The sequence below is a fragment of the Trichococcus patagoniensis genome (assembly GCF_003051085.1).
Classification (GTDB): Bacteria; Bacillota; Bacilli; order Lactobacillales; family Aerococcaceae; genus Trichococcus; species Trichococcus patagoniensis.
The window spans coordinates 132745-152735 of record NZ_QAOM01000003.1; the positions used below are offsets into that span (position 1 = coordinate 132745).

The 19991-nt window shown below is 49.9% G+C and carries 17 protein-coding genes; 2 read left to right on the forward strand and 15 right to left on the reverse strand.

Annotated features, from left to right (window positions below; translation table 11 throughout):
- Nucleotides 1-36 precede the first annotated feature (36 nt).
- The 12 genes from C8U37_RS02880 to C8U37_RS02940 form a co-directional block, all read right to left on the reverse strand.
- On the reverse strand, nucleotides 37-1227 hold the full coding sequence (locus C8U37_RS02880) for a YcjF family protein (RefSeq protein WP_108031760.1): 1191 nt from the start codon (nucleotides 1225-1227) through the stop codon (nucleotides 37-39).
- Between the two features lie 49 nt (nucleotides 1228-1276).
- Nucleotides 1277-1882, reverse strand: a complete 606-nt coding sequence (locus tag C8U37_RS02885; protein ID WP_108031761.1) for a TetR/AcrR family transcriptional regulator — start codon at nucleotides 1880-1882, stop codon at nucleotides 1277-1279.
- Between the two features lie 406 nt (nucleotides 1883-2288).
- Nucleotides 2289-2987 carry a zinc metallopeptidase gene (locus tag C8U37_RS02895; protein ID WP_211306105.1) on the reverse strand — a complete coding sequence of 233 codons (699 nt, stop codon included), beginning with the start codon at nucleotides 2985-2987 and terminating at the stop codon, nucleotides 2289-2291.
- 328 nt (nucleotides 2988-3315) lie between these two features.
- On the reverse strand, nucleotides 3316-4512 hold the full coding sequence (locus C8U37_RS02900) for a MalY/PatB family protein (RefSeq protein ID WP_170100170.1): 1197 nt from the start codon (nucleotides 4510-4512) through the stop codon (nucleotides 3316-3318).
- A 138-nt stretch (nucleotides 4513-4650) separates the two neighbouring features.
- Nucleotides 4651-6324 carry an FAD-dependent oxidoreductase gene (locus tag C8U37_RS02905; RefSeq protein ID WP_108031764.1) on the reverse strand — a complete coding sequence of 558 codons (1674 nt, stop codon included), beginning with the start codon at nucleotides 6322-6324 and terminating at the stop codon, nucleotides 4651-4653.
- A 29-nt stretch (nucleotides 6325-6353) separates the two neighbouring features.
- Nucleotides 6354-7439, reverse strand: coding sequence for an ACR3 family arsenite efflux transporter (gene arsB / locus C8U37_RS02910; protein ID WP_108031765.1), 1086 nt, complete (start codon nucleotides 7437-7439; stop codon nucleotides 6354-6356).
- An 18-nt stretch (nucleotides 7440-7457) separates the two neighbouring features.
- Nucleotides 7458-7832 carry an ArsR/SmtB family transcription factor gene (locus C8U37_RS14785; RefSeq protein WP_108031766.1) on the reverse strand — a complete coding sequence of 125 codons (375 nt, stop codon included), beginning with the start codon at nucleotides 7830-7832 and terminating at the stop codon, nucleotides 7458-7460.
- 117 nt (nucleotides 7833-7949) lie between these two features.
- Complete coding sequence (locus C8U37_RS02920) at nucleotides 7950-8474, reverse strand: arsenic metallochaperone ArsD family protein (RefSeq protein WP_108031767.1); 525 nt, start codon at nucleotides 8472-8474, stop codon at nucleotides 7950-7952.
- A gap of 166 nt (nucleotides 8475-8640) precedes the next feature.
- Nucleotides 8641-8874, reverse strand: a complete 234-nt coding sequence (locus C8U37_RS02925; RefSeq protein ID WP_108031768.1) for a thioredoxin family protein — start codon at nucleotides 8872-8874, stop codon at nucleotides 8641-8643.
- A gap of 34 nt (nucleotides 8875-8908) precedes the next feature.
- Entirely contained in the window at nucleotides 8909-9916 is a 1008-nt protein-coding gene (locus C8U37_RS02930; RefSeq protein WP_108031769.1) for a permease, read from the reverse strand.
- Between the two features lie 194 nt (nucleotides 9917-10110).
- On the reverse strand, nucleotides 10111-10344 hold the full coding sequence (locus C8U37_RS02935; RefSeq protein ID WP_108031770.1) for a thioredoxin family protein: 234 nt from the start codon (nucleotides 10342-10344) through the stop codon (nucleotides 10111-10113).
- A 24-nt stretch (nucleotides 10345-10368) separates the two neighbouring features.
- Nucleotides 10369-10659 carry an ArsR/SmtB family transcription factor gene (locus C8U37_RS02940; protein ID WP_108031771.1) on the reverse strand — a complete coding sequence of 97 codons (291 nt, stop codon included), beginning with the start codon at nucleotides 10657-10659 and terminating at the stop codon, nucleotides 10369-10371.
- 560 nt (nucleotides 10660-11219) lie between these two features.
- Between C8U37_RS02940 and C8U37_RS02945 the strand changes: the two genes are divergently transcribed.
- Nucleotides 11220-12338, forward strand: a complete 1119-nt coding sequence (locus C8U37_RS02945; protein ID WP_108031829.1) for a 5-methyltetrahydropteroyltriglutamate--homocysteine S-methyltransferase — start codon at nucleotides 11220-11222, stop codon at nucleotides 12336-12338.
- 407 nt (nucleotides 12339-12745) lie between these two features.
- Here the strand turns inward: C8U37_RS02945 and C8U37_RS02950 are convergent, their stop codons facing one another.
- Together C8U37_RS02950 and C8U37_RS02955 are read right to left on the reverse strand one after the other, a co-directional pair.
- Nucleotides 12746-14074 (reverse strand): uracil-xanthine permease family protein, encoded by a 1329-nt coding sequence (locus C8U37_RS02950; protein ID WP_108031772.1) that lies wholly within the window; start codon nucleotides 14072-14074, stop codon nucleotides 12746-12748.
- Nucleotides 14075-14469: 395 nt separating this feature from the next.
- Nucleotides 14470-15540: a serine hydrolase domain-containing protein gene (locus C8U37_RS02955; RefSeq protein WP_108031773.1), complete on the reverse strand. Its 1071-nt coding sequence runs from the start codon at nucleotides 15538-15540 to the stop codon at nucleotides 14470-14472.
- 164 nt (nucleotides 15541-15704) lie between these two features.
- On the opposite strand from C8U37_RS02955, the gene C8U37_RS02960 reads away from it, so the two are divergent.
- The gene (locus C8U37_RS02960; RefSeq protein ID WP_108031774.1) at nucleotides 15705-16895 is read left to right on the forward strand and encodes an MFS transporter; all 1191 of its coding nucleotides are present in this window, start codon (nucleotides 15705-15707) and stop codon (nucleotides 16893-16895) included.
- 76 nt (nucleotides 16896-16971) lie between these two features.
- On the opposite strand, the gene C8U37_RS02965 is transcribed toward C8U37_RS02960, so the two are convergent.
- Nucleotides 16972-19608, reverse strand: a complete 2637-nt coding sequence (locus C8U37_RS02965; protein WP_108031830.1) for a cation-translocating P-type ATPase — start codon at nucleotides 19606-19608, stop codon at nucleotides 16972-16974.
- Nucleotides 19609-19991: the final 383 nt, after the last annotated feature.

Consider the following 19991-nt stretch of genomic DNA (forward strand, 5'->3'; position numbering starts at 1 on the left):
AAAACGCCCAGTCGGCCGACTGGGCGTTTTTGTGTGTTATTTTCTCAGCCACTTTTTCAATGGATTGCTCTTCTTCAGATTATCCAGCACTTCTTTGACGTCCTGATCCTTGGTCCCCATTTTCAGGCGCTCCTGCATTTTTTCGCGCATCAGCGTCTCGATGTTGCTGAGGTCCGGATACTTGCCGTCTTTTTCCCCTTTGGCAACGACCGTCAACACCTCGATGTAACTCATCGCCAATGCAGTCGTCAGCACGGCAGCCGTCGCGCCGCTGATGACCCCGCCGACGATCGTTCCCGCACCAGGGATCATCTTCAGCAAGTTGGATACGATGTACCGCCCCAGATAAGTGGCTCCCCCTGTTCCGCCGACAGCGCCGATCACACTGGTGATGGCGGCTTTATCCATTGAAATGCCGAAGATGGCAGTGATGTGGGCCAGCATGCCGATCTGCATCGGCACCAGGACAGTCGCATCGGAAAAAGGGATCGGTGTGAACCCGACGCCGAATGTGGTCACGATGTATTTGGTCGCCCAACTTCGGGAGGCTTTCGCTTTACGCGCGATATCCACCTGTTGGGCATTATTAAAAGCCTCTTTCGTCTCCTCCGGCAGCACCGCAAACGTCCGCTCGATCAATTCCTTCAATCCGCTCTGCGGAAGCACCAGCTCATCCGTGATGGCATACGGTTCCGCCATCACGTTCAGCACACCGGCTATCGGCAAGTTCAGGTTTTCGATGTATTTCTTCAGCTCATTCGCAGGCTGACCGATTGCTTGTGTCAGGACGACCAATACCGGCAACAAGCCGGAAAGTTCTTCCATGAAGGCAATCTCGGATTCCTCGATGCGGGAGGAATGCGCATTGATGCAATAGTAGACCAAATGGATTGCCTTATCGGACCCTTCCTTTTGGCTCTGCTTGATGGCCTCGATGATTTCCTTCTTTACCTCCATTTGGATCGGATGGCCCAATTCCAGCCCGCGCGTATCGTACAACACGATCGGCATGCCTTCCTTCGCGATCCGCCGCAGATGTTTCGTGACAGGTTTCCCGATGCCGGTCTCAGCCATCCGTTCCCGGAAGACATTGTTGATCAGCGTACTTTTCCCGACTCCCGTCTTCCCCGCCAGCAGGATATTGACGGGATGCATGTTTTCCACTTCTTCTTTTGTCTTGTTCAGTATCTCCTGGACCACATTCAAATCAAGGTTTCCTCTTCCCATGACGCTTCCTCCTGTCGCTCGACCGCAAGCACACTTTTTTACGGAACAATCACGTTCCTCTGGTTATTTCCACCACGCTTTGGGAAATGAAATAATAGCCATACTCGCCCATCCGTTCCGGCGAGTCTTTCATGCCGTTCGTCACCCAGGAGTAAATCATCCCTTGGTAGGCGAAGGAAACGGCAGTGATCCAGTGTTCATAAGGGATGACGGTCTTTTTCGACTGGAGCTGTTCCTCCAAGCGTCCCCTCAGATAGGTATTGAATTTGAGCGGAAAGGAGTAGCTGCTTCGCCCATTGAAAAGAACACTGAAGAAGCGTTCGTTCTCTTTGATGTAACTGAAGATATCCGTGAAAGCCTCAACCGTCTTTTGCCTGAATTCCGTTTCCGTTGCACCGGATAAAGCCGTTTTCGTGATGGCTTTTCCTCTATCCTGGAGTTCCAGGATCAGGGCATCGATATTTTTCTCCAACAGGTCATGCTTATCTTTATAGTGCAGGTAAAAAGTTCCCCGATTCACTTTTGCCCGTCCGGTAAGTTCCCTCACCGTCACTTCTTCGATGGATTTTTCTTCCAGCAGCGTGATCAACGCATGCAACAGGTTTTTCTTTGTGGCTATGACGCGCTTGTCCTGCGATTGTTTATTAGGATTCATTGTTAGCTCCTATTTCCAGTTTCTGGTTTGGGAATCTTTACTGATATAGACTTCCAAAATGCTAATATGATTATAGTATAGCCACCCCGAGATAACAAGTTTAACGGCCGCCCTCCGCTGCCTAAAAATCCGGAAATCGATCTCCAGTTCTCCGGAGATACACAGCGCGGTTGACGCGCCATCTCCGACGAACGGCCTGCCCGCCGGAGATGCGGAAGCAATCAAGCACGTATCTCCGATGTAGCCCGGCTCGCCGGTCTTTGGACGGCAATCGAAGCCCTACATCCGACGAGCGCCTACTTCATCGGAGCTAGGGCTTCCCGGCAAGGCAAGAACTTCTCCGCAAATCAGTCGAATCCGCGCGAAAAAGGCCGGGATTTTGTCCCGGCCTTTCCTTTACGCGTATTTAATCGTCGTTGCTGCCGCCGCCGAAAAGCAAGAGCAGTCGGAGCAATTGCAAAAAGCTCATGAAGGCAGCCGCGACATAAGTCATGGCCGCTGCGACCAGAACTTTGCGGGCTTTCGGCACTTCTTGCGCATTCAGGATCCCACCGTTCGACAGGATCTTCAGGGCGCGGCCGGATGCATTGAATTCGACCGGCAGTGTGACCACTTGGAACAGGAAGCTGAACGAGAAGAAGAGGATCCCCAAATTGAGGAACGTCTGGTTCATGCCTGCGAAGACGCCGATCATGATCATCGGCATGGAAAGCGTCTGGCCTAAATTGGCAGCCGGCACCAAACCGGCGCGCAAGCGCAACGGAATGTAATTTTTTTGGTCCTGGATTGCGTGGCCGACCTCATGGGCAGCGACGCCGATAGCCGCAACCGAAGTCGAGTTGGCTGTCGTGTCGGAAAGACGCAGCACTTTGGCGCGCGAGTCATAGTGGTCCGTCAGATCTCCGCGGACGCGCTCGATCTGCACATCATGGATGCCCGATTGCTCCAGGATGAAGCGTGCTGCATCCGTAGCGGTGTAACCGTTTTGGCTTTTCACTTTGTTATAGGTATTGAAGGTACGCTTGACGAATCCCGAAGCGATCATGGAAACCACGATACCGAGGATGATCAATATATAGGTGCTATCGAAGAATGGATACATCATTTTTCATCAACCTTTCTTTTTGTTACTCTACAGTATAGCATCAGATTATGAAGAAAGGATGAAGGATGCTTACGGTTGTTTAATTTTATCAAATTCTTTAGGTTTTGGGCACGTGGGGCAGACGCTAGCGGGAGGAGAGCGGCGGAAGCGGCGCGTTTCTCCGGGGAGTGACCCTTTCATCGTAGGACACCGGTATCTTTAAGCCTCAGCTCCGACGAAGACGCGCTCATCGGAGGACACGTTCGAAATGTTGGCTGAACTCCGGCGAAGCCTCCGTTCACCGGAGAAAGAAGCAAGGGCCGCCTCGAAAACGAGACAGCCCAAGCTTTTATCCTTGTTTCCGGTATTTTTTCATGACTGTGACCAGGCGTTGTATCGCTTCCATCAGCGTTTTCGTAGGGGCACCCAGACTGATCCGCTCGTATCCGCGGCCCTCGTCCCCGAATATATAGCCTTCATCCAGGAATACTTGCGCTTCCTGCTCCGTGATGTCTTCCAATTGTTTGTGCGTCAAACCGAAGGCGCTGAAATCCATCCATTGCAGGTAGGTCCCTTCCAGATCGAAGACGGTCACTTCCGGCAGTTCCTTCGCCAAGAAATCCTTCAGCGTCTCATGGTTGTGCCAGATCAAGGCTTTGAATTCTTCCAGCCAGTCCTCGGCTGCGGTATAGGCGATTTCTGTCGCCTTCAAGCCGATCACGTTGGTTCCTCCGCCGATGCCGGTCATTTCCATATCCAGCTTGAAAGCCGAGTGGAGCTCCGGATTCGAGACGATGACATTGGAATTGCGCAGGCCCGCGATATTGAAGGACTTGCTGGCGGCGGTCGCCGTGATGCAGATGTCCGCTGCCGCTTCGGATATGGCTGCCATCGGCGTGAATACATGGCCAGGCATGATCAGATCGTGGTGAATTTCATCCGCCAAAATCAAGACATCATTGACGGCGCAGATTTCGACGACTTTCTCCAGCTCCGCTTTGGTCCAGACGCGGCCGACCGGATTGTGCGGATTGCTGAACAGCATCAGCTTCGTCTTCGGATCTTTGGCTTTCTCGGCCAAGCCATCAAAATCGATTTCATAGCGATCGCCGTTGCGGACCAATGAATTGTTGATGAGCGTCCGTTTCGTGTTCTTGATCGACTTCATGAACGGATAATAGACCGGTCCCATGTAAAGGACCCCATCGCCCGGCTCGGTGAAAGCCCGGATAGCGGAATAGAACGCCGCAATGATGCCCGGCGTGCAGATGATCCATTCCTTCTTGATTTCCCAAGCATGGCGTTTCCCCATCCAATCGATGATTGCCCGGTAATAGTCATCGGTCGGCAAATCATAGCCCATTACGGCTGTTTCGATATATTCCTGCAGTCCTTTAACGATCTGCGGTGCTGTCTTTATGTCCAAATCCGCGACAGAAAAAGGAAACACATCCTTCCCCACATTCGGATTGCTTCTGTGCATGGCTGCCCATTTTTCGGATCCGGTGTTGCTCCGGTTGACGGGCGTTTCAAAATCATAATTCATACATTCATCCTCCCAAACATTTGACTTACTTTTCATTCTAACACTCGTTCTGACAATTGCCAGCCTTAATCAGATTTTAATCCAAAAAAAGAAGAATCCATTGCTTTGGATTCTCCATTTTTCGATGCATTCAGCGACTCACATCTCAGCTTTTCTCTTCAGCATTTTGAGGTAACTTTGATAATTTTTGTTGCCGCCGGAAAGGTTGTAGACTTCCTGGAAGCCTAAATTGATCAATACATTCTGAGCGGCGTTTCCGGTCACGCCTTTGTTGCAATATGTCACTGTCGGAATATCCTTGGAAAGTTCTCCGGCACGTGTCCGCAGTTCCCCTAAAGGAATGTGGATCGCGTCTTTGACGTGGCCTTTTTCGAAGTCCTTGGCGGAACGCGTGTCGATCACCTGGATGGATTCGCCTTTTTGCTGCGTTTCGACCAACTGGGCCGGCGTCATCAAAGGATTTCCATGCAAAGCGTTATCCAATGCCATACCTGTATAATGGATAGGGTCTTTAGTCGTTGCGAACGGCGGCGCATAGGCCAGATCCAGATGGAAGAGGTCTTCCGCTTTCGCTTTGAAGGTGATGGCCGTGGCGAGCACATCGATCCGTTTGTCCACACCTTGCGTTCCTAAGATTTGTGCGCCCAAAACCCGTCCGGTCGCTTTATCCGCCAATGCCTTGATGATCAATTCCTTGCCGCCAAGGTATTCCGCGTGGTCCGGCTTGATGTTGTAAAGGATTTCCACAGAATAGCCTGCTGCCTTCGCTTCTTTTTCAGTCATGCCTGTCTGGCCGACATGCAGATCGAATACGCGGAAAATACCGGTGCCCAATACCCCGCGATGCTCCAGATTGCCACCTGTGATCACATCGCCGGCGATCCGCCCCATTTTGTTGGCCGTAGAGCCCAATGGACGGTAAATCGGCTTGCCTGTGATGACGGAGAAGCTTTCAGCCACATCCCCGACCGCATAAACATCCGGAAGATTCGTCTGCATTTTACTGTTGACGGCAACCGCACCCGTTGCTCCGATCGTGACGCCGATTTCCTTCGGCAGTTGGATATTCGGACGCACGCCGGCAGCCAGGATGACGATATCCGTTTCGATGGTGGCGCCTTTTGTCGTCACCACTTTTTTGACGGCCCCATCCCCTTCGATGGTCTTGACCGTATCACCCAAGTGCAGATGCACCCCATTTGCCATCAGCACTTCTTCCACCCGGCAAGCCATATCCGCATCCATCGGCGGCATCACTTGATTTTCCAGCTGCACGATCGTGACATCCCAGCCTTTATGCACAAGCTGTTCAGCCATTTCCAGACCGATGAACCCGGCACCGATGATCAGTGCTTTTTTCGGTTGGTTCGCTTCCGAATAACTTTCAATGTCACGAAGATTCTGGATGTTGCGGACATGAAAAACATTCTCATATTCGGCCTGATCGAACGGCGGCGGCGTCATCGGAGAAGCACCCGTCGCAAAAACCAACACGTCATAAGAATCCTCTTTGATTTCACCGGTCACCAAGTCCTCTACTTGAAGCTTTTTGGCTTCATGATCCACTTTTGTCACTTTATGTTCCGTAAAGATGGAGACATCATATCTCTTTTTGAACCATTTCGCATCCCGCGGCGTCAGGCGTTCAATAGAATCGACTTCCCCACCGATTTTGTAGGGGATACCGCAGACGGAATAGGAAATGTCCTTCCCTTGGTCATAGACAACAATTTCCGCTTCCTCATTGTTTCTGCGCGCTTTGGCTGCAACGGAAGTGCCCGCTGCTACCGAACCGATTATGATGATTTTCATGATAATTTCTCCTTTTCAGTTAAAGTGGATTATTTTACCGTTTTTACAGGGTTCACTAAACTAGTTTCTTTCCCGGGAAACCAGTGTCTTGTCGAATTGGCGATCTTCACCAAAATCAGCATCACCGGCACTTCCGTCAGGACGCCTACCACCGTAGCCAATGCTGCTGGAGAATCCATGCCGAACAACGCGATGGCGACCGCGACAGATAGTTCAAAAAAGTTCGATGCGCCGATCATCCCGGCCGGAGCCGCGATTGCGTGCGGAAGCTTCAGGGCTCTGCTTGCAAAATAGGCAATGAAGAAAATCAGGAATGTCTGCAGGATCAAAGGTACTGCGATCATTAAAATGTGCAACGGGTTTTCCAGGATGACCTCACCTTGGAAAGAGAACAGCAAGACTAGCATCAACAACAGCCCCGCAGTAGTCGCGCCATCAAATTTCGAAAGAAAATCCTTCTCGAAATAAGCGACCCCTTTTTTCTTTGTGACGAAGACCCGGGTCAAAACGCCACCGACCAACGGAATCACGACGAACAACACAACGGACAGGATCAAGGTGTCCCATGGTACCGTAACATTGCTGACGCCCAACAGAAATTTGACGATTGGAATGAAAGCGACCAAGATGATCAGATCATTGGTCGCAACCTGAACGACAGTGTAGGCCGGATTGCCCTTTGTCAATTGGCTCCAGACAAACACCATAGCCGTACACGGGGCAGCTCCCAAGAGAATGGCACCGGCCAAATATTCCGTCGCCAACTCGGGCGTAATGAAATTCTTGAAGACGACAAAGAAGAAAAAGGCGGAAATGGCATACATGGTAAAAGGTTTTATCAGCCAGTTCACTGCCCAGGTGACATAAAGTCCTTTCGGATTCTTTCCGACATCCCGGACGCTTTGGAAATCCACTTTCATCATCATCGGATAGATCATGACCCAAATCAATACAGCCGTCGGGATCGAGACGTTCGCATATTCAAATTTCCCGAAGAATTCAGGTAGGGCCGGCAGATATTTACCGATCAAAACCCCCACTATCATACAAATGGCTACCCAGACACTCAAATATTTATTGAAGAATGACATGCTTGTTTGTTCTTTGCTACTCATTTATTATACCCCCATTTATTACTTAATGCTCTTTACAGCACTGTTTGGCATCAGTTGATCCGTTCTTTCACCCGTTTCGCACACAGCTTTTGACCGTACAGGCTCGCAGATGCAAGCCGGCGTATCGGACATCAGTTCCGCCGTATCCGCCTTGAATTTTTCGAATGCGGCTTTGTTCAGGTCGTAATAATGCCACGTGCCGGATTTTTCCGTCGTCACCAGTCCCGCCTTCACCAACAGATTGATGTGATGGGACAAAGTAGGCTGGGTAAAATCGAAGTGCTCCAGTATGTCGCAGGCGCACATGGCCCCGCAGGAAAGCATATCGACAATTTTGACGCGCTTCGGATCGGCCAGAGCCTTGGCGACTTTTGCATAATTTTCATAATCCATGATTGCTGATGCCCCTTATATATAGAAGTTTTTCTATCTATCATCTGAAAAGAAACTCGAGCCGGGGATGATTCCGAAACACGAGTCTTTTTGCTATTGTCAGCAGCTACCTACATGCTAGTGGTGATGGTGACCATGTCCGCCGCAGCCACAACCGCCTTTTGCTTGAGCACTTTCTTCATGATGATGGTGACCGTGACCGTGTCCATGCCCACCACAGCCACAACCGCCTTCTTTGCCCTTGCCGCCGCAACAGCCGGATTCTGCTTGTTCTTCTTCTTTTTCTTCAGCTTCCGCTGAACCGCCACAACCGCAGCCGCAACCGCAACCATCTTCCGTCGATTCGACGAAACGGACGCCGATGTAACCGGTGATTTCGTCATTGGTTGGATAAGCGCCGGTCTTGACGATTTCTCCATCCACAACTGTGATCGGCAAAATTGCGTTTCCTTCGGCTTGGATTTTTTCGTTGACGACTTTGTTGCTCTCGAATTGCTCCGCATCATCCGTCAAATTGAAAAGCAATGCCTCGTAATTCTCCAATTCTGCCAAGGCCTCGATAACCGCTGCGATGCGCAAGGCATCCTGACTACTGAACAAACTGCTGCTTGTTTCAGGTTCAAAAATAGTGATGTTCGTCATATTCCGTATCCCCTTATATGTTTCTATTTGAAGGCTTATCCGCCTATTTGCTTTTTGGTACCTCTCTAATATAGATGCACTTCGATCTATAGTCAATCCTTAATTCGATCAGAAACCAAAGAATGCCGGACTGAGAATATTTCCCAACCCGGCACTTTCGGAATTATTATTTTTTCAGCAATTCTGTGATTTCTTTCGTACTGGCGACTTTACCGTAGGAGACGACTTTCTCGTCGATGACCAATCCCGGTGTGCGCATGATGCCGTATTTGGCGATGTCCTTCATGTCTGTCACTTTTGTGATGGTTGCTTCCATGCCCAGTTCCTTCAAAGCATCTTCCGTGTTCTTTGCCAAATTCACGCAATTTTTGCAGCCTATACCCAAAATTTTGATTTCCATGATGTTTTCCTCCTGCTTATTATTTTTGATTTGTTCAGATAAATATTGGTCCCAGGAAATTGAACAGATAGCCGATGATGATGATGATGCCGACAGCCACGATTCCAAAGAAGAGGCCCAACAACTTCGGCTTGATGACCTGCTTCAGCATGACCATCGACGGCAAGGACAATGCCGTTACGCCCATCATAAAGGACAATACAGTCCCTATTCCGACGCCTTTTGCGACAAGTGCTTCGGAAATGGGCAACGTACCGAAAATATCCGCGTACATCGGAATGCCGACGAACGTTGCCACCAATACCGAATACCATTTATCCTGACCCAGCAAAGCGGTAATGACGGACTCCGGAATCCAGTTGTGGATGGCCGCCCCGATGCCAACCCCAAGAAGGACATAAATCCATACTTTCTGGACGACTTCCTTCACTTGATCGATCGCATAATCGACACGGTCCTTCCTCGTCAAATCAGCCTCCTCCAGTTCAATTGACGGACTACCGAAAACAAAGGACTCGACCTGATCTTCCAGATGCGCTTTCCCTATGAAGGTTCCGCCGACAACCGCAAGGATCAAGCCCACAACGACATAGGCGATAGCGATTTTCCAGTTGAAGATGCTGGCCAAGAGGATGATGGATGCCAGATCGACCAACGGCGAAGAAATCAGGAACGAAAACGTCACACCCAACGGCAAACCTGATCCGGTGAACCCGATGAAAAGCGGAATCGAAGAACAGGAACAGAACGGCGTGATCGTCCCCAGCAAGGCAGCCAGGATGTTGGCTGTGATCCCATCAAAGCGGCCCAGGATTTTCTTCGTCCGCTCCGGCGGGAAGAAACTTTGCACATATGAAATGGAGAAAATCAAGACCGACAACAGGATGAAGATTTTGATGACGTCGTAGATGAAGAAATGGATGCTGGCGCCTACCCTGCTGGCGAGATCCAATCCGAAGACATCCCGGACAAGCACACCGACCAAATCGCTGAGCCACTGCATTTTTAATAATTGATCATTTAACCATTGAAATATTCCCATGATGAACTGCACCTTCTAGTTTTTATTTTTCACACAACACATCGATGTTTATCTATGTGTCAGTATACGCCGTCGTATAGATAAATGTCAATGTGTTATTTCCAGATACTCAGGCGCGACAAAAAAGCTGCGATACTTCCGGATAACACCGGTTTTCGCAGCTTGAAGACAAGTCGAAGGCGACTCTCTATGCGTCACTTTTGCAAAAGCTCCGCAATGTGTTTGGGTGTCAGGATCCGCCCGTAAGAGACGACCTTATCATTGATGACCAGCCCCGGTGTCTGCATGATGCCGTACTTGGCTATTTCTATCGGATTTTCCACTTTGGTGATGGTTGCATCCATGCCGATTTTCTGCAGCGCTTCGGTTACATTGGCCTGCAATTTTTCGCAATTCCGGCAGCCCGGACCCAGTATTTTGATTTCCATTTTCGTTACCTGCTTTCGATTAGCTTAGGCAGTAGTGCTTTGCTTTGCCATTGTCTGGAAAAAGTCCTTCAGCTCATCCAATTTTTCATGATTAACGGAATATTTGACCCAAATGCCATCTTTTCTGCTGTCCACCAAGCCACAGTCCTTCATCATCTTCATGTGATACGACAAGGTCGGCTGCGTGATCGAAAATTGCTCCAATAACGCGCAGGCGCACATTTCCCCTTCCGACAATAAATCCATGATTTCCAATCTGGTCTCGTCCGACAACACTTTCAGACATTTCGCGTAAGTTTTGTATTCGATTACCATAACTTTTCCCCTTTCCTCGAGGTCTCTGGATGCGCTCCAAGAGCTATCTAGCTCCCGACCGTCCACATAGACGCCTATCTATATGAAGTATAATCCTTAACGGGATTAAATGCAATTTGCTTCTTGGAAAGCCGTTCGTGCCAAGTCTCCCAACCAAAAATGGTAAAAAGATTAAAAATATTTGACTCATCCTCAGTCTATTGTTATTATGTATATAAATTTCAAAATAAATTCACATTGAAAAGATAAGTACGGGTGGACGAAATGCACAGAGAACCTCGGCAGTTGAGAAGAGGACAGGGATGCTATCCGGAAAATGGTCTTCGAGTGAGTGGACGGCAAACGCTCTTTTTAGAACCTTAGCCCTCCACGGGAATGCCCGTTACAGCATCACAGTATCCCGGAACAGCATTTTGCTGAGGCGTACTGGTTAAGGGGAAAATCGAGAGGTTTTTCTGAATCAAGGTGGTAACACGATGAATCTTTCATACGTCCTTGCGCAGCACAATGCGCAAGGACGTATTTTTTTACAAAAAAACAAACGAGAGAAGGAAACTATCATGACAACCCAAACAACTTTAAGCAGAACGAAGGCGCCTTTCCGCGCAGACCACGTAGGCAGCTTCTTGCGCCCTGCAAGCATCAAAACGGCCCGCAAAGAGCTGGCTGAAGGCACAATCACAAAGGAAGCCCTGCGCGAAATCGAAAATGTTGAGATCACACGCATCGTCGAAAAACAGATTGAACTTGGCTACAAAGGCATCACGGATGGAGAATTCAGACGCTCTTATTGGCATTTCGATTTTCTTGAAAACCTGTTGGGCTTTGAAGGTTACCTTGCGGCGCAGGGCAAACAATTCCACAATGTTGTGACCAGCGCCCACAGCGTGCGCAACATCGGCAAAATCGCCTTTAATCCGGAACACCCCTTTTTTGAGGACTATGCTTTCTTGGCTGAAGCAGTCGGCGACAAAGCTGTTGCAAAAGTTTCGATTCCGAGCCCGAACCAATTGATCCGCCTCGGTTTCCGCAACGAAGAAATTTACCCTACCTTGGAGGAGTACGCTGCCGATCTGCAGCAAGCCTACCGCGATACGATCCTGCACTTCTACTCGCTGGGGAACCGCTACATCCAAATCGATGACACGTTCTGGGGCGACCTTTGTTCGGACAATGCATTGGAAATCTTCGGTTCACAGGAGACCTATGATGAATTGAAACGCGTAGCTACCGAAAACGTCAAAAACATCCAGATTGGTCTGCCTGAAGATTTGGTCGTCACGACGCATATCTGCCGCGGTAACTTCCGCTCGTCCTACTCGCAGGAAGGCGCTTATGAGCCTGTTGCGAAAGAGCTGTTCGGCGAAACCGGCTTTGATGGCTTCTTCCTGGAATATGATACTGACCGTGCCGGCGGATTCGAACCATTGCGCTACTACAAAGGCGACGGCCAAATCATCCTCGGTCTGATCACATCGAAGACACCGGAATTGGAAGATATCGCCGAAGTCAAAGCGCGCATCGCTGAAGCAACCAAATATGTACCTTTTGAGCAATTATGCTTAAGCCCGCAATGCGGCTTCGCTTCGACCGAAGAAGGAAACAATCTGACGGAAGAACAACAATGGGCGAAGCTGGCTTTGGTCAAGCAAATTGCCGATGAAGTCTGGGGCGACTGATAAAATCCTAAGAAATGCTGAACGGGTTCGTTCAGCCCTGAAAGAAATTTAGGAAATCTGTCCGCAACGTTCCCTACAGTCACCTTGTACTGGGGCTCTAAGGGATGAATCCCTAAGAGTCCCCATGCAACTGAGCATCGAAGAGCGCAATATGCTGAGAGACTTCCTGCGTCAGCAGGTTAGTCGAATAGTATCCTTGGCTCGTAGAGCCAAGGGGTTCCTTTTATTCTTTCCGAAGGGCTAACCCGTGAAGCTGGACATCTTTTTAGGTGCATGAAACATTTTGCAAAATTGTGAAACACCTATGGTGATGCACTTTTCACTCTGGAAAATTTTATAAATTCCTATATGTCGAAAAAAAACGCATCGCCGCTCATAAATCGAGTGGCGATGCGTTTTTTTCTGCATTAATGTGTTTGTTTGTGTTCTTCTTTTTTCTTAGTCGGATGTTTTGGGTTGTAGACTTCTTCATGCGGCAGAACCAAGTTCAGCGTGATGCCGGCAAGTGCGCTCAAGGCTGTACCCGACAAGGTAACAACGCCTGCGATATCCAGAACTGCGCCGCCCAGGCCAAGGACCAACATCGAGCTGGCGATGATCAGGTTGCGGACATGGTTGAAGTCGATCTGTTCTTCGATCAACACTTTCAGACCGTTGCTGGCGATGACACCATACAACAGGATGGACATCCCGCCCAATACGGATGTCGGGATGGTTGAAATCAGCGCCGTGAATTTTCCGAAGAAACTCAAGCCGATTGCGATGAAGGCAGCATTGCGGATGACGGAAACGGATGCGATACGCGTCATGCCGATTACGCCAGTGTTTTCGCCGTAAGTTGTATTCGCCGGCCCACCGATGAATGCTGAAACGGCAGTCGCCACCCCATCCCCCATCAGTGTGCGGGAAAGGCCTGGATCTTTCAGGAATTGGCGGTTACAGATTTTCCCCAGTACAGTATGGTCACCGATATGCTCCGAAATCGTAACCAACGCGACCGGGATGATGGCTAATGTTTCCGGTCCGAAATACAAATCATATGAATTGAACCATGGTGTTTCGAACGGCAGATAGAAGCCCGGCAGTTCGAACCATTTCGCATCCAGGACAGGTTGGAAATCGACCAGACCCATGAAAAGCGCGATGACGTATCCTCCAATGATTCCGATCAGGAAAGGAATGATTTTGAAGAAGCCTTTCCCTTTCGTATTGATGAATGATGTGATGAGGAAAGTTGAGATTGCCACAATGATATGACGGATATCGCCATCAGCTACGAATCCGGCATTAGTTACCGCAGACGAAGCCAGTCCCAAACCGATGACCATGATCATCGGTCCGATGACGATCGGCGGCAATAATTTGTCGATCCATTTTGTGCCAAGCACTTTGACAAGGCCAGCAATCAGGACATAGACAAGACCCACCATGATGACACCAGTCTGCGCCGCTTTAATGTCTCCGCCCATTTGTTCCATTGCCACAGCCATAGCCGTGATGTAGGCGAATGAAGAACCCAGATAAACGGGAACTTTCGCTTGTGTTGCCACCTGATAAATCAGTGTGCCGATTCCGCTCGCGAACAAAGCGACCGAGACGGGCATCCCTAAAATAAGCGGAACTAATATTGTTGCTCCGAACATTGCAAAGACGTGCTGAAAACTCAACAGAATGCCTTTCAGCACTTCCGGTTTTTCATCCACATCCAATAATAACGGTTTTTGGTTGATTGCCATACCTTTTCCTCCTTGTTTTTGGGCAAAAAAATACCCTTTTGACGTTTATTTGCAAAAGGACCTAAGGTATCAAATGTATGTGATTTGTTACCCTTCATGATCTCTCTGGATCATATTAAAGGACTTTGCTTTCACTATCTTATCAATTGTCAGTGAAATTTTCAATAGCAGTTTTCATGTGAATTTTCTCATTTGCTACTATTCAAAATGTTAATAAGCTGTCATACTATATTCAGAGTATCTCTGTATACTCTATAGGTACTGAGAGAATCTACTCTTTTTCTTTGGACCTCCGAACCGGATTGGTGAAGCTGCAACTTCGCCGTCCACTTTCTGAAGAAATCCGTCCATCCATGGACAGCAAAAAACGCCACCCAAAAAGTGGCGTTTTTTCGTTATTCTGCCTTTTCTTCAAGGGCTTCTTTCAAGTAGATGGCAATCAGCTCATCGCGGACCGCGATCCATTCGGGTCTGCGGTCCTCTAGGTGGACCCGATTCGAAAGCAGCACAAATCCTTTTTGTCGCATTGGATCCAAAATCATAAAGGTGCCGGTGTAGCCGGTATGCCATAACACAAAGTTTTCCCCGTTCTGAAACAAGTTCCAGCCCAAGGCGCGCGGCTGGCCCGGAACGCCTCCCCAATCCTGCAGCAAGGAGCGCACACTGTCGTCCCGCAGAATCCGTTGGCCTTCCCACTCCCCGAAATGCAGCAGCATCTGACTGAAACGAATCAGATCCTGCATCGGCGCAAACAATCCGGCGCTCCCACAGTGTCCGCCCAGGATCACTGCTTTGGGATCGTGAACAACGCCGCGGATCACACCTCTTATCGGGTGGTTTTGCGTCGGAACGCATCGCAGCAGGTCAGCCGGGCGGTAGGTGCTCTCCGTCATGCCTAGCGGCTGCTTGATCCGTTCCTCAAAGTTATCCTCAACCGATTTTCCTGTCAGCTTCTCGATGATGAAACCTGCCAAGATCAAGCCGGTGTCGGTATAGCACACTTTTTTCCCGAGATTTTCTCCCGGCTCAAGGGAAATCAAGGCGGCGGCGAGTTCCTCGGCCGGCAGCTCATCGCGATTTTTGATGTAACCTTTCAGATCGGACGTGTGCGTCAGTAAGTGCCGTATCGTGACCGCATCAGAAGGGAATTCCGGCAGATAGGCCTGCACCGGATCTTCGAAATTGACTTTCCCTTCTTCGTGGAGTTGCAACAGGAGTGTGGTCGTGACGATCACTTTCGTCAAGGACGCCACATCATAGAGCAGGCCCACCCGCAAGGCTTCCTGTTCGGGCAGGATCGCCGCCGATCCGATCATACGGGTTTCCGTTTTGTCCTTATCGATGAAGGTGTAGGTCACCCCAGGAAAAACAGCGTTCTTCAGCATCTCTTCGATTTTCTTTTGGGTTTCTGGGTACATCAGCAGGTGCCGTCCTTTCGGTTGTTTGTTGCCTTCATTATAACGCAACAGAGGACTGTTGCGCGGCCCCTTTCGAACGCTTTTTACAATTTCCGGGAAGATTGGCGCAAGTTTTGCGAAGCACTTTTCAATTTAAGAAAGAAACAGCCTTAACACCTGATCATGTGTTAGAATATTGTATACTAGTGAACTTATTGGAGGAATGCATTTCGATGGGGTATTTTAAGGAACGACTGTATCAGCAATACGTGATATTGTTCATCTTCTACTTTATGGCCATGTCAGCTTTATCATCATTGATCACCGTCTATATGCGCGGCCTGGGAAAAAGCGGGTCGGAAATTTCCTTCATCCTTATCCTTTCAAACGTAATCGCACTCATCATTCAAGGACTTATCGGTTATTCAAATGAAAAATGGGGAACACGCAAGACCGTGACCATCTATGTCCTGTTCTCGGCTGTCGTCAGCTTGGGGCTCTTTTTCTTCACAAGCAACTGGATTTTCGGGATCGTTTATGGCTTGGCGAACGCCATCACTTTGGGGCTTGCGCCTCTGTTCGATGTGCTTGCGGCCAATAGCCCTTACAAATTCGGCCAAATTCGCCTCTGGGGAACTATCGGCTACGCGGCCGGGCAACAGATTTCAGGAATCATCTACGATTTTGTATCCCCGAAATCCATTTTCGTACTCTATCTTGTTTGCTATCTTTCGAGCATCCTGTTCTTGTATCTGTTGCCCAAACCGGCGCAACCGATTGACTCTACAAAGGATTTGTCGGAAAAGAAGGATGAAGCTTCCGGAGGCAATACGATCAAGAATATATTCCAGAATAAACTGTTCATCACCTATCTGATTTTGGCGTTCATCATTTTCGGCACGAACACCGTCAACACCAGTTATCTGCCGTTGCTTCTGACCGATACGGGCGCTCCGGTCGCACTCGTCAGCACGACCCTGACAGTGGCTCTGTTTGCGGAAGTCATCGCGATGGCTTTTTCGCATCGTTTCATGGACCATTTCACGAACAAACAGCTCCTTCTGGCCATTCTGTTCCTGTCCGGAACGGAGTATCTGATCAATTTCCTTTCGAGCGACTTCCTGGTCCTATCCATTGCGACCGTCCTGACCAAATTTTTCGCTTCCGGCACCTTCATTATGCTGAACCTCAAGATGGTCTCCACCTTGTTGAACCGGAAACTGATTGCCACAGGAACAGCGGTTGTCGCCATGCTCTCGAGGAACATCGGCACCATCTTCTTCCAATTGATGGCCGGCCCCATCATCGATCAAATCGGGCTGAATTACCTTTATCTGCTCCTTTTCGTCTTTACGGTCATCGCTGCGGTGATCGCCTTGCTGTTCAAAGTACCGGCTCAGCCGAAGGAACGACTGTTTTCATGATGACATCTTTAATCGCAAAAACGGCCCGGGAATCCAAGTTCCCCGGCCGTTTTCTTTTTTTCTGTTGGAAAATCCATCAGTTTCTGACTCGGTTAATGATCAGCTTCGTCGCTTCCATCAATGCGACCGCGGCCAAGGCCAATCCTGCTGCCATACCGAACTGCACCAAGCCGAAATCGGCCGGTATCGAGAAGATGCCGCGTACTGCCGGCAGCAAAGTCACTGCGTACAGTGTGCTGCAGAAAACTACAGCATAGAGGACATATTTGTTGGCAAATAAGCCTGCGCCGATTGCCGTCTGGGAATTCGAACGGGCCGGGAATGTCTGCAAGGTGCGGGCGATGATCAATGTAGAGAACGCCATGGCCACGCTCATCTCATCCGAGAAGCCGCGTCCGATGTATTGCGAAAGAATGACGGCTGCCCCGATCAGCACTCCGCGGTAGATGACTGAAACAAGCGTATCACCGGAGAAGATTCCCTCGTTTGGATTCCTTGGTTTGCGGGTCATCACGTCAGGCTCGCCCTTCTCCATCCCCAAAGCAATCGCGGGAATCGAATCATTCACTAAGTTGATGAACAGCAGCTGCAAGGCAGTGAAAGGATTCACCCAGTCCATCAGCAGCGCCGCGATGATCGCGATGATCGCCCCCAGATTCCCCGAGAAGAGATAGGCGATGGCTTTCTTGATGTTGTCGTAGACGTTCCGGCCGACTCCGACCGCGCTGATGATGGAAACAAAATTGTCGTCGGTCAGCACCATCGCTGCCGCCTCTTTCGCTACATCCGTTCCGCTGCCCATGGCGATGCCGATATCAGCCTGCTTTAAAGCCGGCGCATCATTCACCCCGTCGCCCGTCATTGCGGTGACATGGCCTTTTTTCTGCCATGCGCGGACGATCCGGATTTTGTTCTCGGGAGATACCCGGGCATAGACGGATACCCGCTCCAGGATTCCGTCCAATTCCCGATCGCTCAGGTTATCCAGCTCTTGCCCTGTCAAAGCGAGGTCCTCGGCATCCGCAATACCGATGTCGCGGGCAATTGCGCGCGCCGTCGTTTTGTGGTCGCCGGTGATCATCACGGTCTTGATGCCGGCCTTCTTTGCATCCTCAACTGCAGCGTATACCGCTTCGCGAGGCGGATCGATCATCGCCATGAGGCCTACCAGGATCAGATCGTGCTCCACATTGAAATCGAGCGCCTCATTTCGTTCCATCGGCCTGTAGGCGAAAGCCAACACACGCAAGGCGCGATCCGAGAAATGTTCGTTTTGCTCCTTTATTTTTCCCAGCAGTTCCTTTGTCAACGGCAACACCTTACCGTCGATCAATATTTTGGTGCTGCGCCCGAATACAACATCAGGCCCTCCCTTAGTCAGAAGCAAACGCTCGCCATCGATCGTATGGACTGTTGACATCAGCTTCCGTTCCGAATCGAATGGCAGTTCAGCTTCGCGGGGATAGGCTGCCCTCAACTCGCCAAATGGCTGATTTATTTTGTTGCTGAAGGCGACCATGGCAACTTCCGTGGGATCCCCCAATTCCTGCCCTCCCGTGTTGATGCTGGCATCGTTTGCCAATACTGCGATCTGCATCAGTCTCTGTTCATCGAATGACCACGTCCGCGGCTGATCGTTGAAGGTGCCTGATTGGCCGTTCGCCAAATAGTGGTCGACAATCGTCATCTTGTTCTGCGTCAAGGTTCCGGTCTTGTCGGTGGCGATGATGCTGGTCGAGCCTAACGTTTCTACTGCAGGTAATTTGCGGATAATTGCGTTTTGCTTGGCCATCTTTTTCGTCCCTATCGAAAGTACGATTGTCACAATCGACTGCAGGGCTTCCGGGATGGCGGCTACAGCCACGGCTACAGCGAACATGAAGGCGCTCAACATCCCTGTGCCCATATCCGTTGTGCCTTCTCCCATCATGCGGATGAACTGGATACCGAAAATGAAGCCGGAAAGCACCAAGATACCCGCACCCAATTTCTTGCTGAAATGCTCCAGATTCTTTTGCAGCGGCGTTTGCTTGGACAGCGCATTTTCCAATAGATTGGCCACTTTGCCGATTTCGGTGTCGTTGGCGATGCCCGTAACCACGAACTCGCCGCGGCCATATACCGTCAGCGTCCCACTGTACACCATATTGAAGCGATCCCCTATCGGCACGGCACCGTTGATATCCTTCACTTCCTTGTCCGCAGGGAGGGACTCTCCGGTCAGCATCCCTTCATCCACCTTCAAAGACCCGGCTTCAACTAGGCGTCCGTCCGCAGGAACATAATCTCCAGCGTCAAGGCTGACGATGTCGCCGACGACCAATTCCCTTGCCGGGATGGTCAGTCGTGCGCCAGCCCTTCTTACCTTCGCCATCGGAGCGGACAGGCTCTTCAAGGCATCCAGCGAGCCTTCTGCCTTCCGCGTCTGGATGACACTGACGATCGCATTGATCATCAGAACAGCGAAAATGATCAAGGATTCCGCCGCATGCCCCATGACCATCTGAATTGCGGCAACAGCCAGCAACACCATGACCATTGCATCCTTGAAAGTCTCAACAAACAACTTCAGCACCGAATCCCGTTCTTTCGTCTCCAGTTCATTGAACCCGTACTCGGCCTGTCTCGTTACGACGGTCCGTATGTCGAGCCCTTCCTTGCTGCTCCCTATTTCCGCAAAAATGGTCTCCAGACTCTTTTGGTATGCCTCCAAGGATGTTTCCTCCGGTTTGTTTTTGTGCAGATGGCCCGCACTCTGGGTTGCTTCTATCGTTTTGGTGCTTATTCTCTCGTTTTCCATTCGTAAGCCTCCTATTGGATTATCTATTTTCATCGTTCAACATCGTATCAATTAACCTCATTACTGCATCAAGTCTTTGCCGCTCCCCCCCCTTTGCTCCGCAATTGAGTAATAAAAAAGAGACTTACGCGCTACCGTCTCTCTCAAGAAACGGTAGGCGTAAGTCTCACTATTTAAGGCAATACCAGAAGACCCTCTCGGATCTACTTATTGTTGGCGTTGCCGCAGCCAGGCTGCTAGTTACTCCCTCACGGAAAAACTTCTATTCAGTTCTTAATCACTATAAACGGCAAGCC